The organism is Lysinibacillus sp. NPDC093688 (assembly GCF_050280145.1).
In the GTDB taxonomy this organism is placed as follows: Bacteria; Bacillota; Bacilli; order Bacillales_A; family Planococcaceae; genus Lysinibacillus; species Lysinibacillus xylanilyticus_B.
On record NZ_JBNNUX010000045.1, the window covers coordinates 1 to 15,044 of the forward strand.

Consider the following 15,044-nt stretch of genomic DNA (forward strand, 5'->3'; position numbering starts at 1 on the left):
AGGCAAAATTAAAAATGAGTCCGGTGCAATACCGAACTCATTTTACCCAAGCTGCCTAATGAAATAACCGTGTCTAACTTTTAGGGGTCACTTCAGTCATTAATTTTGTCCAAAGGTTTCGTAATTATTTCGGCTCCCATGATACGAGTGCAGCGTGGAAATCATGACGATAATAATAACGCCCATTCTTTTCCTCAATAAATGGCAATAGCGACTCTTCAACATGTGCTCTATTAAAAGTATCATTTAGTATTTTTTTACTTTGTGTCGTTACAAGCTGCTCATAGCTTTCATATTCATACACTCGTTCTAATGGGATGATTTTGCATTCAGCATAAATATCCATTTCATAGAGCAAATTTAAAAATTCTATATAATCTCTTCGTGGAAATTTAATATCGTAGCCATACTTTTCGTACAAAATTTCATAATGGGGTTGTATTGGCCCTGTCGTCATGCCAATTATTGCACGCTTTTTAGCTAGACGATTCATATGGTAAAGGGCGGATTTGATGTCATACATACGATAAAAGCAATTGACACCGATGACGATATCGTGCGCTTCTACCTCATCTGCAGAAAGGCCTTCCCATTTTGCATGAAGATAAGAAACATGTTGCCTATCCTCCATGCAATTTTCTAAATAGCTAAGGATACTTTCTGAGCTATCTACACAAGTTAGCTTTCGCACATGATCTGCTAGTGGAAATGTATAATTGCCCCAGCCTGGACCAATTTCCAAAACCGAGTGCTCAGGTTGAATACTTTTTTTAATTTCTTGAAAAATTTTTGCAGCATAAGGATCTGTTTGTCCAGCCTTTTTACGGGCAATGGACTGCGCCCAAAACTGCTCCTCTAATTGATCATTGATCATTCTTTCAGGCATTTGGCCACGCCAGTCTTTCATACCTTCCTGCCATAACGCCCCATAATCAATGGCTAACGGTCCTTTTCTTGTCATACAGGTACCTCTATATTCATGATTTCGTATATTTTTTTCATATCGAGATTCGCACGCACATGCTTTGCAAGCATACTGTATGCGTCCTCTCTACGTTCTGCGTCACTTTTTACATCACTTGGTAGAGCTGCGAGGCCATTTTTCACGCGAATATCGTTGATGAGCTGTCGTGTAAAGGTGCGATTATGGAATAAGCCGTGGAAATATGTTCCGACCACTAGTTCATCTGTACTGACTGCCCCATCTACGCGCCCATCTGCAAGCTGTAAAAATGGTGATACTTCATCACGCAAAATTTTTGTACGTCCTAGATGAATTTCATAACCAGTGAACGTATCCTGTCCTCTTGTTCCTGTCATTTGAACTGTCTTTTTATCGCCAACAAATACAGTTTCCATTGGCAATAAGGCTAGACCTTGCGCTGAATCGCCATTTCCTTCTACAGCATCTGGGTCTAGTAACGTTTCGCCAAGCATTTGGAAGCCACCACAGATGCCAATAATTTTTGTCCCTCGTGCACGTAAATTAGCTATCGCTTGATCGAAGCCCTGTGCCTTTAACCAAGCTAAATCATCCATTGTACTTTTTGTTCCAGGTAATATTAGTAAATCGGGCGTCCCAAGCTCATTGACATTGCCGATTAAACGGACACCAACCTCTGGCTCATCGAAAAAAGGATCAACATCTGTAAAGTTTGAAATGCGCGGCAAACGAATCATAGCCACATCCACTGCAAACTCTCCAGGCTTTGGCTTTTTAAAGCGTAATGAAGATAGTGCAAGCGAGTCTTCAGCCTCTATATTGACCTCTACATACGGTACAACTCCAAGGACAGGAATCCCCGTTTCACGCTCTACCCATTCAATGCCATCATCAAGTAACTCACGCATTCCTCTGAATTTATTAATAATAAGCCCTTTTACACGTGCACGTTCTGCATCATCTAGTAATGCGAGCGTTCCAATAATCGATGCAAATACTCCACCTCGATCGATATCAGCAACTAGCACAACCGCAGCATCTGCTAGATGAGCCATGCGCATATTGGCTATATCACGGTCTTTCAAATTAATTTCTGCCGGGCTTCCCGCACCTTCAAGGACAATGACATCATATGTATTTTGTAAAGTTCGCACTGACTTTTCAACGATTGGCATCGCTTCTTGAACGAATTGATTGCGATAACTTTTGGCGTCCATATTTAAAAAATGCTTACCATGAACAATCACTTCCGAAACCATATCCTGCTTTGGTTTTAGCAATATCGGATTCATATCCGTAGTTGCGACAACACGTGCCGCCTCTGCTTGTACACCCTGTGCACGGCCAATTTCCCCGCCATCTTGAGTAACAAACGAATTAAGGGCCATATTTTGCGATTTAAACGGTACTACCTTCAGCCCATCATCAGAGAAAATACGGCACAGCGCAGTACAAATCATACTTTTCCCTACATCAGAAGCTGTTCCTTGAATCATGATAGATTTTGCTGGCATAGTCTTTCCCTCCTTTATTTATCGTTGAAGCGTGGGGCAGAATTTACTGCGCGGGCATTCTGCTCCGTTCCGCGGGTATTCCCTTCAAAGCGTGGGTATTCTTCCATCGCGAGGGGGCGCTTGCTTCGCGAGTATTTTACCTCGTTCCGCGGGTATTTCACTCCAAAGCGCGGGTATTCTGCCTCGTTCCGCGGGTATTTCACCACAAAGTGCGGGTATTCTGCTTCCTTCCGCGGGTATTTCACCACAAAGTGCAGGCATTCCTCGATTGCAAGGGGGGCGCTTGCTTCGCGGGAGTTCTACCTCGTTCCGCGGGTATTTTCCCACAAAGCGCGGGTATTTCACCACAAAGTGCGGGTATTCTGCTTCCTTCCGCGGGTATTTCACTCCAAAGCGCGGGTATTCTGCCTCGTTCCGCGGGTATTTCACCCCAAAGCGCGGGTATTCTGCTTCCTTCCGCGGGTATTTCACCACAAAGTGCAGACATTCCTCGATTGCAAGGGGGGTGCTTGCTTCGCGGGAGTTCTACCTCGTTCCGCGGGTATTTTCCCACAAAGCGCGGGTATTTCACTCCAAAGCGCGGGTATTCTGCCTCGTTCCGCGGGTATTTCACCCCAAATCGCGGGTATTCTGCCTCGTTCCGCGGGTATTTCACCACAAAGCGCGGGTATTCTGCTTCCTTCCGCGGGTATTTCACCACAAAGTGCAGGCATTCCTCGATTGCGAGGGGACCGCTTACTTCGCGGGTATTCTACCTCGCTCCGCGGGTATTTCCCTTCAAAGCGCGGGTATTCTGCCTCGTTCCGCGGGTATTTCACCCCAAATCGCGGGTATTCTGCTTCGCTCCGCGGGTATTTCCCTTCAAAGCGTGGGTATTCCTCCATCGCAAGGGGGGCGCTTGCTTCGCGGGTGTTCTACCTCGCTCCGCGGGTATTTCCCTTCATAGCGCGGGTATTCTGCCTCGTTCCGGGGTATTTCACCCCAAATCGCGGGTATTAGGCTTCGCTCCGCGGGTATTTTCCCACAAAGTGCAGGTTTTCCTCCTTCGCGAGGGGGCCGCTTACTTCGCGGGTGTTCTACCTCGCTCCGCGGGTATTTCCCTTCAAATCGCGGGTATTCTGCCTCGTTCCGCGGGTATTTCACCCCAAAGCGCGGGTATTCTGCTTCCTTCCGCGGGTATTTCACCCCAAAGCGCGGGTATTCTGCTTCCTTCCGCGGGTATTTCACCACAAAGTGCAGGCATTCCTCGATTGCGAGGGGGCCGCTTACTTCGCGGGTGTTCTACCTCGCTCCGCGGGTATTTCACTCCTAAGCGCGGGTATTTCACCACAAATCGCGGGTATTCTGCTTCGCTCCGCGGGTATTTCCCTTCAAAGCGCGAGTATCACTCCGACGCGCGGGCATCAATTAGAATTCTAGACCTTTAACTGCTGGTATGCCTTCGTCATAATAGTGCTTTGTTGCATCAATTGTTGATACTAAATCGGCCATTTCCACAAGTGCTGGATTGGCGCTACGTCCGGTTACCACTAAATGCATGGTAGTTGGGCGCTGCTGAATGGCTTCTATGACTTCGGCTAATGGGAGCACGTCATCGATTGGGAATTTTGTTATAGCAAGCGCGTTGTTGAGCTCGTCTAATACGAGTAAATCTATGCCGTCATCTTGTAGGGCGGCCTTTGTTTTTTTCCATGCCTTTGCTAAAGCGTCACGATGCTCCTCGGGTGTTTTTGTCCAAGTAAAGCCGATTCCCATTTGCTCCATTTCTACTCCAAGCTTTCGAAGAGCAATTTGCTCTCCATATGTGCGCTCGGGTGATTTTATAAATTGCATATATCGTACATTTAGGCCACGACCAACTGCGCGCAATGTGACACCAAGGGAAGCTGTTGTTTTGCCCTTCCCTTCACCTGTATATACTAAAAATAAGCCTTTTCTAGCCATTCTTTAAGCCTCCCTTATAGCCATGTTGTTTTTTCTTCAATTGGGCTACGTTTCTTGTCTTTAAGCTCCTGCTCTTCTGGATAGCCAATAAAGATAGTTCCTACTACTTTTTGTGATTCACTTGCGCCAATAAATGCATGCATACGTGGGTCATGAACTAGTCCTACGCCGCGTGTACGCCATACAAAGCCAAGTCCTAACTCCTCTGCGGCAAGCCACATAGACATGATGGCACTGCATACGGCAAAGACATTATCCGCTGTTGCATCAGCATCGTTTTCTACAATATCTGCTGTAACAACAATAGCCACAGGCGTTGTTGTTACAACCTTTAGCGAGCTTTCTACTAAATTTGGCTTTGTTGGGAATCGCTCCTGTAAATAAGCATTTGCCATTTCCTCATAGCGATTCATTGCCTCATCTTGAATAACATAAAAATGCCAAGGCTCACGCATACGGTCATTTGGAGCATAAGTGGCAGCTTGTAAAATTTGCTCGATTTTCTCTTTTTCAACAGGCTGTGTAGTGTAATTGCGAATCGCACGGCGATTTTTTAAAGCCTCGATTACTGTCATGATGTATTTCCTCCTTATGCTCAAATAAGTTTTATTCCTTTATGAGATAGCAAGCCCTTGCTCCTCAAACCATTGAATTTTCTCGCGTACATTGACGACCTCGCCAACGACAATCATGGAAGGGTTATGGTAGCCTTCTCGTTCAATAATGGTAGCTATTTCATCAAGCTGACCTGTAATGGTACGTTGTTGATCTGTTGTTCCCCACTCAATAACGGCGACTGGAGTCGTTGCCTTACGACCATTTTCGATGAGCTTTCTAGAAATATAAGCAATATTGCCCACACTCATATAAAAAGCGACTGTATCGATACCTGTTGCAAGTGCAGGCCAATTCAAAAAGTCCTGTCCTTTTTCCTCACGACCATGTCCTGTTACAAGGGCAAAACTTGTTGCAAAGTCTCGGTGTGTTACAGGAATACCAGCATACGCCGGAGCAGCAATCCCTGCTGTAATACCAGGTACGATTTCATAAGCAATTCCATGATTTTTTAAGATTTCCGCTTCCTCTGCACCGCGACCAAAAACGAATGGATCGCCACCCTTTAAACGTGTGACAATCTTGCCTTCCTGCGCTTTCTCGACTATCAATGTATGAATCTCATCTTGAATTAAGTGATGCTTACCAGGTAATTTACCACAGTACACAAGCTCAGCATCTTTTTTCGCAAACTCTAGCAATTTTGGGTTCACAAGACGGTCATAAGCAATGACATCAGCCTTTTGAATACATTCGAGCCCATACACTGTAATGAGCTTTGGATCTCCTGGTCCGGCTCCAACTAAATACACTATTCCGTCTTTCATCGCGCTACTCCCATCAGTATTTGTTGTAAAAATGCTTCACGTCTATCAATCTCTCCATTGCGTGTCCATTCTAATAAGCTTGGTTCCAGTAATGCTTGTAAAGCGGTACGTCTTTCTGGGCCTTTTTCAAACTTCGCAGCAATCATTAAACGTGCCTGTTGCAAGAAGCATACATAGTCATCGTAAACCTCATCAAATTGCTCTTCGAGATCAGCTTTGATTTTCCGAGCTAGTGCTGGACTGGCACCTGACGTTGAAACAGTCAACACTAAAGGACCACGGCGCACTGTTGCAGGCGTAATAAAGTCGCTTTCAGCCTGTGCATCAGCGCGATTGATGAGCTGCCAATGCTGGGCTGCTTCTTGTACAGCCTCATTTACTGACGTATCATTTGTTGCCGCAATAATGAGTGATGCATCATCTAAGTCACGCGGTTCAAATTCTTTTTCATGCCACGTAATTTGCCCTGATTCCGCAAGTGGTATTAATGAGTCATCAAGAGTTGGGCTTACAACGACAATATTGGCTTTAGCTGGTAGCAGTGATGCTACCTTCTGTGTTGCTACGTGTCCCCCACCAACAATTACTACGGTTTTATATTCAATATTGATGTGAATAGGAAAATAATTAGTCATGATTTTTCACCTTCTTACAAGCTGTTAACCAATTGTCAACAAGCTTTGGGTTCGATACAAAATGAAAATGGGTGTAGCCAGCTACTAAATTTCCTGCTTGGTAGCCCTCATGTTTGTTACCAAAGCGTCCCTTCGTTTCATAGGCAGGCGTATTGTGTGAGCCGCTATATTTTGAATAGTGGAATTCATGTCCCTTAGCTTCCTCATCCGTACCAATTAAAAAATTATGTTGTGTGCCGAAAATTTCTCGGTAGCCGAGAGCCGCTAGCTTTGTTTGCATCGCTACTTCTCCTGGAATAACACCAACCATGTCGTAACGGTCACCATTACTATTCGTAATAGCCTCCGTCAAATACATGAAGCCTCCACACTCAGCTAATGTCGGTAGACCTTTGGCAATTGCTTCACGAATAGACTTTTTGACATCCGAATTTTCCGCTAAAATATCTGCAAATTCTTCGGGGAAGCCCCCACCGATATACAATCCGTCTGCATCAGGCGGAACAGGTTCATTCGCAAGTGGTGAGAAAAATTGCAGCTCTGCTCCTTTTGCACGTAGCAGCGCCAAATTCTCTTCATAATAGAAGTTAAACGCTGCATCCTTAGCTACGGCAATGCAAATATTTTGCGATGGTTGTTCCGCAAATAATTGCCCGGATTCTTGTAGAACAGGAGCCTTTGTTAGTTCAAGCAATTGCTCTAAATCAATCGTCTCCGCCATTAAAGAGCCTAGCTTATCAAAAAATGGATCGAGTTCTCCTCGTTCAATCGCTGGCACTAATCCTAAATGACGACTAGGAATATCAATCCCTTGCTCACGCTTCAAATAGCCGATCACAGGAATACCACACTCCTGCTCAATAGCAGCCTTCGCAATTTCATAATGGCCGACACTTCCAACTTGGTTGGCAATAACGCCAACGATATTCGGTTGATCGGACAACAATTGGAAGCCCTTCACAACGGCTGCTACACTTCGTGCCATACTTGCACAATTAACAATTAAAATAACAGGACTCTTTGTTACAACACTAATGTCTGCTGCAGAGCCAGCATCCGATAACGGACTTTTGCCATCATAAAAGCCCATCACTCCTTCAATAATGGAAACATCAGCATCTTTGCTTGCGCGCGCAACAATATCACACACCGCTTCATGTGAAAACATCCAGCTATCGATATTGCGCGAGGCCCGTCCTGTAACCGCAGTATGATAAGTAGGGTCAATATAATCGGGACCACATTTAAAGCCCTGCACAATTTTGCCCTTTTCTTGTAATGCTTTCATGAGTCCAATAGTAAAAGTTGTTTTACCAACTCCACTGCCAGTACCGGCAAGTACAAAGCGATTCGTTTGCATAGGCTTCCTCCTTAAAATGTTAATCTAGCAACAGAGATAGTAGCATTGCCCGATTTTTTCTTTTCTAGCACAAGCGACTCCACCTGCGCATAACGCATTGCAGCAGGCTCACTCACCCCATATGCTCCGGTATATTTAAAAACGGTTTCCGAAGTTGATGGGAAATCTATTTCATTTAATTCTGCCGGTGAATATGTAACAAACTCCCAATCATATTTCTTCGTTATTTCTAGGAAGCATTGCTCGTCCTTCTTTAAATCAATCGTGCATAGCGCTTTGACACTTTTTTTCGAAAGCTTCAGTTCTGCAAGAGTTTCATCAATGACTTGTTCAATTTCTTCCACAGATGTCCCACGATTACAGCCCATGCCAAGCACGACCGATTTTGGTCGATATATAACACCATTTTCAAGAAGCACTTCTTCCTCTTGGTCAATAATGCGGTCAGTAATTAGCAATGTCGCATGTGGTTTCGCTTCAATCGCTGCATATGTTGTCGAGTAAATTTTAATTTCCTCTGGCATCGCTGTGTCACGCATCCACCAGTCACGTTCCCCCGTTTCCTGAACGATGGCGATATGCTCCTCGTTCACAACAGAGGCACTTACAGGTGTCAGTTTATCGGCACTATCCCATACCCAGCCAAAACGCGCCCCAAATAAATCAACCGGAATCGTCTTTTGCACATCTGAAGCTGTCGTAATAATTGGATTTGCTCCAAGTGCTGCAGCTACTTCATGTGTCAGCTCATTGGCGCCACCTAAATGTCCCGATAAAACGCTAATCACATTTTCACCACGGTCGTCAATAACAACTACGCCTGGATCTGTCTTTTTATCCTTTAAAATCGGTGCTATCATGCGAACAACTGCACCGAGTGAAATGATTAAAATTAAGCCTTTATATTGCTTAAAAAGAGTAGGCAGCAGTAAACGCACAGTACCTGTAAACATTTGAATATGCTTTTCCGCTTCATCCCCCTGCTCAAATTTGCTCATGTAATATAAATCGCTCGCAGCAAAAGTATGCTGCAAGCGACGTCCGATTTGAACACCGTGCTTTGTAATGGCGACAACTGCATAAGGATTTCGTTGATTAACCTCGGGTAAGACGCCCTCTTGTAACTCAATCACTTGTCTTCACACCTTTTCTAAAGCCATGTGTGAAGGTAGCATCATATAATTTCGAACGATATTGATCTTTATCATGAATATCCGGATCTAATGCCCAGCCGGCTAAAATCATCGCATGCTTACGAATACCGTTCACACGCATTGCTTCATCCAGTTCAATTAATGTTGTCCGTACGATTTTTTGATCTGGCCAAGAAGCTCGATGAATAACAGCTACTGGTGTATCATCAGCCCAGCCAGCACTTTGTAATTCTTTTACTATTTTCTTTGTTAGCGTTGCGCTCAGGAATAATGCAATTGTACAGTGATGACTCGCTAAATCGCGTAGCTTTTCGAATTCTGGTACAGGTGTACGACCTTCGGCACGCGTTAAAATAAGTGTTTGTGTTAAGTCAGGAATTGTTAATTCTGCCCCTATTGCCGCAGCAGAAGCGAAGACAGAGCTAACACCAGGAATGACCTCATAGCCAATGCCCTCTTTTTTTAATAGGGCCACCTGCTCCATGATCGCGCCATACATAGCAGGGTCTCCTGTATGCATACGAGCTACTACTTTGCCCGCGTTAACACGATCTACCATGACCGCTACCATTTCCTCTAAATGCATACCTGCTGTACGAATAACCTCTGCATCAGGTCTTGCCTTTGCAATCAGGTCCTCACTCACTAAAGAATCTGTATACATAACAACGTCTGCTGTTTGTAGCATATGTAAACCTTTGACTGTAATTAAATCTGGATCACCAGGACCAGCGCCGACAATATATATTTTCTTCATTATTTACGCACCACCATTAACGTTAAATATTCTAAATCGACACCGTCTAGCTCGCGAACATCCCAAATGATTTCCTCGTCAGATGTTACCTTTGTTACGACAGATGCCTTATCTAGTAAATCTAAATCACGTAGCACCTCAAGCATTAAATCAATAACCTTCGCTACTTTTATAAACACTACTGCATCGTGACTTTCAATCGCTTCACGCATAGCCTCATAGTCATCATGTGCAGGTACAATGGCAACACGATCATCACCATCTGCTAGCGCAATTCCAAGTCGTGATGCTGAACCGTTGAACGAAGAAATACCAGGAACTGTTTGAATTTCAACGTCAGGGTGCATGTCCTGCATGAGCTTCATCATATGGATGAACGTACTATATAATAATGGATCTCCTTCTGTTACGAATGCGACGTCCTTACCTTCTTGTAATTTTTCATACACAAGTTCAACTGATTTCGTCCATTCGCGTTCTAAAACAGCCTCATCCTTTGTCATTGGAAATACTAGGCCAAGCATGTCCTTTTCTGCTGGGTTAATGTAGACATCTACGATACGATGTGCGTAGCTTTTACTGCCTTTTAGTTTTTTTGGATACGCAATAACAGGCGATTCCTGAATGACACGGAATGCCTTAACTGTAATTAACTCTGGATCGCCAGGACCTATGCCCAAGCCATATAAAATACCAAGATTACTCATGATTTTCTTCCTTTCGATATGCAGAAATAATGTAAATCGGATTTAATGGGACAAAACGTGTCATATCTAATATTGGTTTGCTACGTGCAAGCTGTGCCTGCAATATGTCTACAGCGAAGCCACAAGACTTAAACGCTTCGACAGCCTTATATAAATTTTCAATGGTTGCAGCATTTAAAACAATACGACCGTTTGGCTTTAAGCGTGAACAGCATAATTGTAAAAGCTCCACCATTTCTCCTCCTGTGCCGCCGATAAAAATCGCATCGGGATCAGGGAAGTTTTCAAGTCCCGCAGGCGCTTTACTATGAATAGCTGTAATATCTACACGGAACTTTTGCTGATTTTGCAAGCAATTGTTCAAATCAGGTGCGTTTTTCTCTACTGCAAATATTTGACCTTCTGGCGCAAGCTTACCGGCCTCAATAGCCATCGAACCTGTACATGTACCAACGTCCCAAATGATGCTATCCTTTTGTAGCTGCATCGCTTGTAAACTTAAGATACGAATTTCTTTTTTGGTAATCAGACCTTTATCAGGCTTACGCTGTGAGAATTCTTCATCATCGATACCGAGTGCATAGCGTTTCGGACCTGAAGTTTGCTGTAGAATGACTACATTTAAAGGAGAAAAATCAACCTTTTCTAATTCATCAAGTGAATACCAGCCGAATTTTTCATTTGTGCCCTGTAAATTTTCTGCCACAAATGCACGGTATTCTGTCATACCAAAATGTTTTAAATAACGTGCCAACTCATTTGGATTATTCTCTGCATCAGTTAGCAGTGCCACTTTCTTTTTACCATCAATACGCTGTGCTAAGCCTTTCATGGAGCGCCCATGAATACTTGTGACATAAGCATCTTGCCAGCTTTCCCCCATCTTTGAGAAAGCAAGCTGGACTGAGCTCAGATATGGATAAACGTCAATGTCTAGCTTCTTCGCTAAATACCCACCGATTCCGTAAAATAATGGATCACCTGACGCTAAAATAACAGTATTTCTCGTTTCTGCAGACAATCTTTCAACTAGCGCTGAAAGTCCACCTTTAATCAACATTTTTTCTCCTGTAAAGTTCGGGAAAAATGCTAGAACTCGCTCTCCACCTACCAGCACCTCACAGTCTTCAATCCACTTTACATATTGCGGTAGTAAGCTTTCTTGTCCGTTATCCCCTATCCCAATCAATTTCATCGATCGATGCAATGTCATCAGCCCTTCCTAATAATTGTCCCTGCATCGAATAGATCGATGTAGAAAGCGTTAAACTGCCCTTAATATGGTGTAATGATGAATAGCAGCAAGCCTCACATAAACGGTGGAAGAAAGCATCATAGCCACTCTCCGCCATAATTTCTCCGACTTGTGAAGCAGTGTTAGCCTCTCGTACGTTCGTAACAGTTTCTTCATCTGCACCTATATCCACTGCTAATTGAGCTAAAAAGTTAAAATCAATAGGCGCACTTTTGGAGTGCACCATCATGACACCTTGTGCAACCTTCGAGAATTTCCCCATCATCCCAACAAGCGATACTTGTTTCATACCTAGTCGTTTACAATGCTTTAATGTAAAGCCTACAAAATCGCCCATCTCTATAAACGCTTCCTCTGGCAAATTAGGGTACTGTGCCATCGCATACTTTTCACTACGTCCACCTGTCGTCACAACTAAATGCTCACAACCAGCCTCTTTCGCAACACTAATCGCTTGCACAATACTGGCCATATAGGCGGAACTCGAAAAAGGCACGACGGTTCCCCTTGTGCCTAAAATGGAGATGCCTCCGATAATACCAAGGCGCCCATTTAACGTTTTTTTAGCCATTTCCTCACCCTTAGGGACGGAAATAACAACGTTAACACCCCGTTTAATTTGAAATTCATCGAGTACGGCTTGTACAGTACTATGAATCATCTTCCGTGGCACGGGATTGATGGCTGCTTCTCCGACAGGTACTGGTAAGCCGGGCTTTGTTACGCGCCCGACACCAATTCCACCGTCCAGATGAATGCCTGGCATATCCGCCCAGCTTACTGTGCCAACAATGAGTGCTTTATGGGTTGCATCTGGGTCATCACCAGCATCTTTAATCGTCTCACAGCTTACAGCATCGTTCTGAAATGTACATTTTTCTATCGTAAAGGTTGCATCTCGCCCAATCGGTAAATGAATGGTACTTGTTTCTTGCTCTTCATTTGTAATTAAAGCGAGTAATGCAGCCTTTGTTACTGCAGTTGCACAGGATCCCGTTGTATAACCGTGACGCATGTCTTTAGGATCCTTTTTAGGCTTCCGCTCCATTATTTTTTCGCCTGTTCATCCGCTAAAAGTGAGACAGCATTCAATGCGGCAACCGTCACTGTACTACCGCCTTTACGACCAACATTTGTAATATATGGAATACCTTCTAGTTTTAATAGCTCTTCCTTTGATTCAGCAGCTGATACGAAGCCAACTGGCATACCGATAATTAAATCTGGTTTCGCTAAGCCTTCTTTAATTAAACGAATTAATTCCAGCAATGCTGTCGGTGCATTACCAATTGCATAAATGCCACCTTCATGTAATTTAGCAGCCTTCTGCGTAGAGATAATTGCACGTGTTGTGTTGTGTTTTTTCGCTTCAATCGATACGTCTTCATCTGCAATATAGCAGTGTAAATCGCCGCCATGCTTTTGGAAACGTTTTTTCCCTGAACCACTTTCGATCATTTGCACATCTGCAATGACGTGGCGACCAGCAAGGATTGATTTAATACCGGCCTCAATTGCTCCTGGTGTAATAATAACGCTACGTCCTAATTCAAAGTCAGCGGAAGCGTGAATGATACGACGTACAATTTTCCACTCATCTTCCGAGAAATTATGCTCGCCCATTTCTTCTGCAATAATTGCGAAACTGTAATCGTAAATTTTATCCGGGTCTACTGTTAATGGTTTGAAATCTGTTTTAAAATCCATCTGAATTGCCTCCTAAAGTGTGTTTTCTACAGCTTGTAATACATCTTCAAATGCAGAATATTGCTGTCCGTATTTGATATTTGGTCTTGCAATTAAAACTGTTTCGATGCCACATGCAAGGGCAGCCTCTAGCTTTTCATCCACTGAGCCAACCTTGCCGCTTTCTTTCGTAATCATCAATGTCACACCGTACTGACGAAAGAGGGCTTCGTTTAATTCCTTTGAAAAAGGACCCTGTATGGCAACAATATCTCTTTGTGCCACACCAAGTGCTTCACATTTTTCCATATTATCGAGTCGAGGAAGCATGCGCGCAATCACTCGTGTATCTTCTAAGCCATGTAACACCTTTGTAAAAGTCGCTAGCGTTTTACTGCCTGTCGTTAGCATAATGACGCCACGTTTTCCCGCTGCTAAATGAGCAGCCTCCTCATAATCTTTCACAATCGTAATTAGTGGATGGGCATAATGCTCATGCGCACGTTCATAGCGAATATATGGAACATTTGCTTGCTCAGCTGCCGCCATCGCATTTTTTGAAGCTTCTTCAGCAAATGGATGTGAGGCATCTACAACTAAACGGTACCCTCGCTCTGTAATAATCGTCGCCATTTCCTCCGCCGTTAAACGACCGACTAAATAAGGAAGGCCTACTTCTGCAAGGCTTGAAGCGGCTGAATCAGTGACGACCGTTGCAGTCACAGAAAAACCTGCTGACTGTAGTTCAAGCGCTAAATTCCTTGCATCGCTCGTCCCCGCTAACATGAAAATCATTTCACTGGCTCCTCTTCATGGTGATGATGGTCATGGTCATGGTCGTGATGATGGTGGTCATGTCCATGATCGTGATCATGGTGGTGATGATGATGCGCATGTCCATGCACTGCCGCATAAGCACGATAATTTTCTAAATCTTGCATACCTGTTGATGTGCCATTCACAGCTTGCTCAATACGCTCTAAAAGCACATTTTGTAAACGCTCATGATAGCCAAAATAGTTGGCAATTTGTATATCACAATCAGGATATTTTTCGGTAAATTGCATACACATACCATTCATTCGTTCCATTAGGATACCTGTAAATAAAAAGTAAGGTAGCATAATGATTTTCTTAGCACCAAGCTTCACACAGCGCTCAATTCCTTCTTCAACACGAGGATCTGTGACACCCATAAAGGCGCTTTCCACATATTGTACAGGGAGTTTTTCCCATAACAAGCGTGTGATTTTATAAAAATCACCATTTGCATACGGGTCACTGCCGCCTCGTGCAATTAATAAAACGGCAGTATCCGCATGTTCTTCTTCAGCATTAAAGCCGATTTCTGCTAAACGATCTTCTAAAATAGCGAATATTTCTTCATGGATACCGATTGTTTGACCATATGTGAACGTAATATTTGGATAATGCTCACGCGCATGTTCGATTTCTGCTGGAATATGCATTTTTGAATGCCCCGCATGAAGAAGGATAATCGGAATAACATGCACCTCTGTAGCACCCTTTTTCACACAGTTCGTAATACCTTCTTCAATGTTCGGCGAGGCAAACTCTAAAAAACATGTTTCTACTAAAAAACTCTCATCAACGCGAGGTTTCATTTGCTCGATAAACGTACGCACCTCTTCATTTCCTGCTTCTAAACGGCTCCCGTGGCCGACAAATAAAATTGCTTTCATCTCA

Annotated in this window: 15 protein-coding genes; all 15 read right to left on the bottom strand. The window is 43.8% G+C overall.

Annotated elements, in window-relative coordinates; translation table 11 throughout:
- Positions 1 to 124: 124 nt before the first annotated feature.
- The 15 genes from ACQKN2_RS22300 to ACQKN2_RS22370 all read right to left on the bottom strand — a co-directional run bounded on the left by ACQKN2_RS22300 (position 125) and on the right by ACQKN2_RS22370 (position 15,040).
- Positions 125 to 961: a class I SAM-dependent methyltransferase gene (locus tag ACQKN2_RS22300; RefSeq protein ID WP_427416886.1), complete on the bottom strand. Its 837-nt coding sequence runs from the start codon at positions 959 to 961 to the stop codon at positions 125 to 127.
- Entirely contained in the window at positions 958 to 2,457 is a 1,500-nt protein-coding gene (locus ACQKN2_RS22305) for a cobyric acid synthase (protein ID WP_427416887.1), read from the bottom strand. The genes ACQKN2_RS22300 and ACQKN2_RS22305 overlap by 4 nt, the downstream gene beginning before the upstream one ends.
- A 1,407-nt stretch (positions 2,458 to 3,864) precedes the next feature.
- Positions 3,865 to 4,401: a cob(I)yrinic acid a,c-diamide adenosyltransferase gene (locus tag ACQKN2_RS22310; protein WP_427416888.1), complete on the bottom strand. Its 537-nt coding sequence runs from the start codon at positions 4,399 to 4,401 to the stop codon at positions 3,865 to 3,867.
- Positions 4,402 to 4,415: 14 nt separating this feature from the next.
- Complete coding sequence (locus ACQKN2_RS22315) at positions 4,416 to 4,976, bottom strand: nitroreductase family protein (RefSeq protein WP_427416889.1); 561 nt, start codon at positions 4,974 to 4,976, stop codon at positions 4,416 to 4,418.
- A gap of 39 nt (positions 4,977 to 5,015) precedes the next feature.
- A complete protein-coding gene (gene cobA, locus ACQKN2_RS22320; RefSeq protein ID WP_427416890.1) occupies positions 5,016 to 5,783 on the bottom strand; it encodes a uroporphyrinogen-III C-methyltransferase in 768 nt (255 codons plus the stop codon).
- Positions 5,780 to 6,418 carry a precorrin-2 dehydrogenase/sirohydrochlorin ferrochelatase family protein gene (locus ACQKN2_RS22325; protein ID WP_427416891.1) on the bottom strand — a complete coding sequence of 213 codons (639 nt, stop codon included), beginning with the start codon at positions 6,416 to 6,418 and terminating at the stop codon, positions 5,780 to 5,782. Before ACQKN2_RS22325 ends, cobA begins: the two co-directional genes overlap by 4 nt.
- Positions 6,411 to 7,778: a cobyrinate a,c-diamide synthase gene (locus tag ACQKN2_RS22330; protein WP_427416892.1), complete on the bottom strand. Its 1,368-nt coding sequence runs from the start codon at positions 7,776 to 7,778 to the stop codon at positions 6,411 to 6,413. The genes ACQKN2_RS22325 and ACQKN2_RS22330 overlap by 8 nt, the downstream gene beginning before the upstream one ends.
- Positions 7,779 to 7,789: 11 nt before the next feature.
- Positions 7,790 to 8,911, bottom strand: coding sequence for a cobalt-precorrin 5A hydrolase (locus ACQKN2_RS22335; protein WP_427416893.1), 1,122 nt, complete (start codon positions 8,909 to 8,911; stop codon positions 7,790 to 7,792).
- Positions 8,904 to 9,689, bottom strand: coding sequence for a precorrin-4 C(11)-methyltransferase (gene cobM, locus ACQKN2_RS22340; protein WP_427416894.1), 786 nt, complete (start codon positions 9,687 to 9,689; stop codon positions 8,904 to 8,906). Before cobM ends, ACQKN2_RS22335 begins: the two co-directional genes overlap by 8 nt.
- Entirely contained in the window at positions 9,689 to 10,396 is a 708-nt protein-coding gene (gene cobI / locus ACQKN2_RS22345; RefSeq protein WP_427416895.1) for a precorrin-2 C(20)-methyltransferase, read from the bottom strand. Before cobI ends, cobM begins: the two co-directional genes overlap by 1 nt.
- The gene (gene cbiE, locus ACQKN2_RS22350) at positions 10,389 to 11,609 is read right to left on the bottom strand and encodes a precorrin-6y C5,15-methyltransferase (decarboxylating) subunit CbiE (RefSeq protein ID WP_427416896.1); all 1,221 of its coding nucleotides are present in this window, start codon (positions 11,607 to 11,609) and stop codon (positions 10,389 to 10,391) included. Before cbiE ends, cobI begins: the two co-directional genes overlap by 8 nt.
- Complete coding sequence (locus ACQKN2_RS22355; protein WP_427416897.1) at positions 11,566 to 12,699, bottom strand: cobalt-precorrin-5B (C(1))-methyltransferase; 1,134 nt, start codon at positions 12,697 to 12,699, stop codon at positions 11,566 to 11,568. Before ACQKN2_RS22355 ends, cbiE begins: the two co-directional genes overlap by 44 nt.
- On the bottom strand, positions 12,699 to 13,358 hold the full coding sequence (locus tag ACQKN2_RS22360; RefSeq protein ID WP_427416898.1) for a precorrin-8X methylmutase: 660 nt from the start codon (positions 13,356 to 13,358) through the stop codon (positions 12,699 to 12,701). The genes ACQKN2_RS22355 and ACQKN2_RS22360 overlap by 1 nt, the downstream gene beginning before the upstream one ends.
- A 12-nt stretch (positions 13,359 to 13,370) precedes the next feature.
- The gene (cobK, locus tag ACQKN2_RS22365; RefSeq protein WP_427416899.1) at positions 13,371 to 14,132 is read right to left on the bottom strand and encodes a precorrin-6A reductase; all 762 of its coding nucleotides are present in this window, start codon (positions 14,130 to 14,132) and stop codon (positions 13,371 to 13,373) included.
- Positions 14,129 to 15,040: a sirohydrochlorin chelatase gene (locus ACQKN2_RS22370; RefSeq protein ID WP_427416900.1), complete on the bottom strand. Its 912-nt coding sequence runs from the start codon at positions 15,038 to 15,040 to the stop codon at positions 14,129 to 14,131. Before ACQKN2_RS22370 ends, cobK begins: the two co-directional genes overlap by 4 nt.
- Positions 15,041 to 15,044 lie beyond the last annotated feature (4 nt).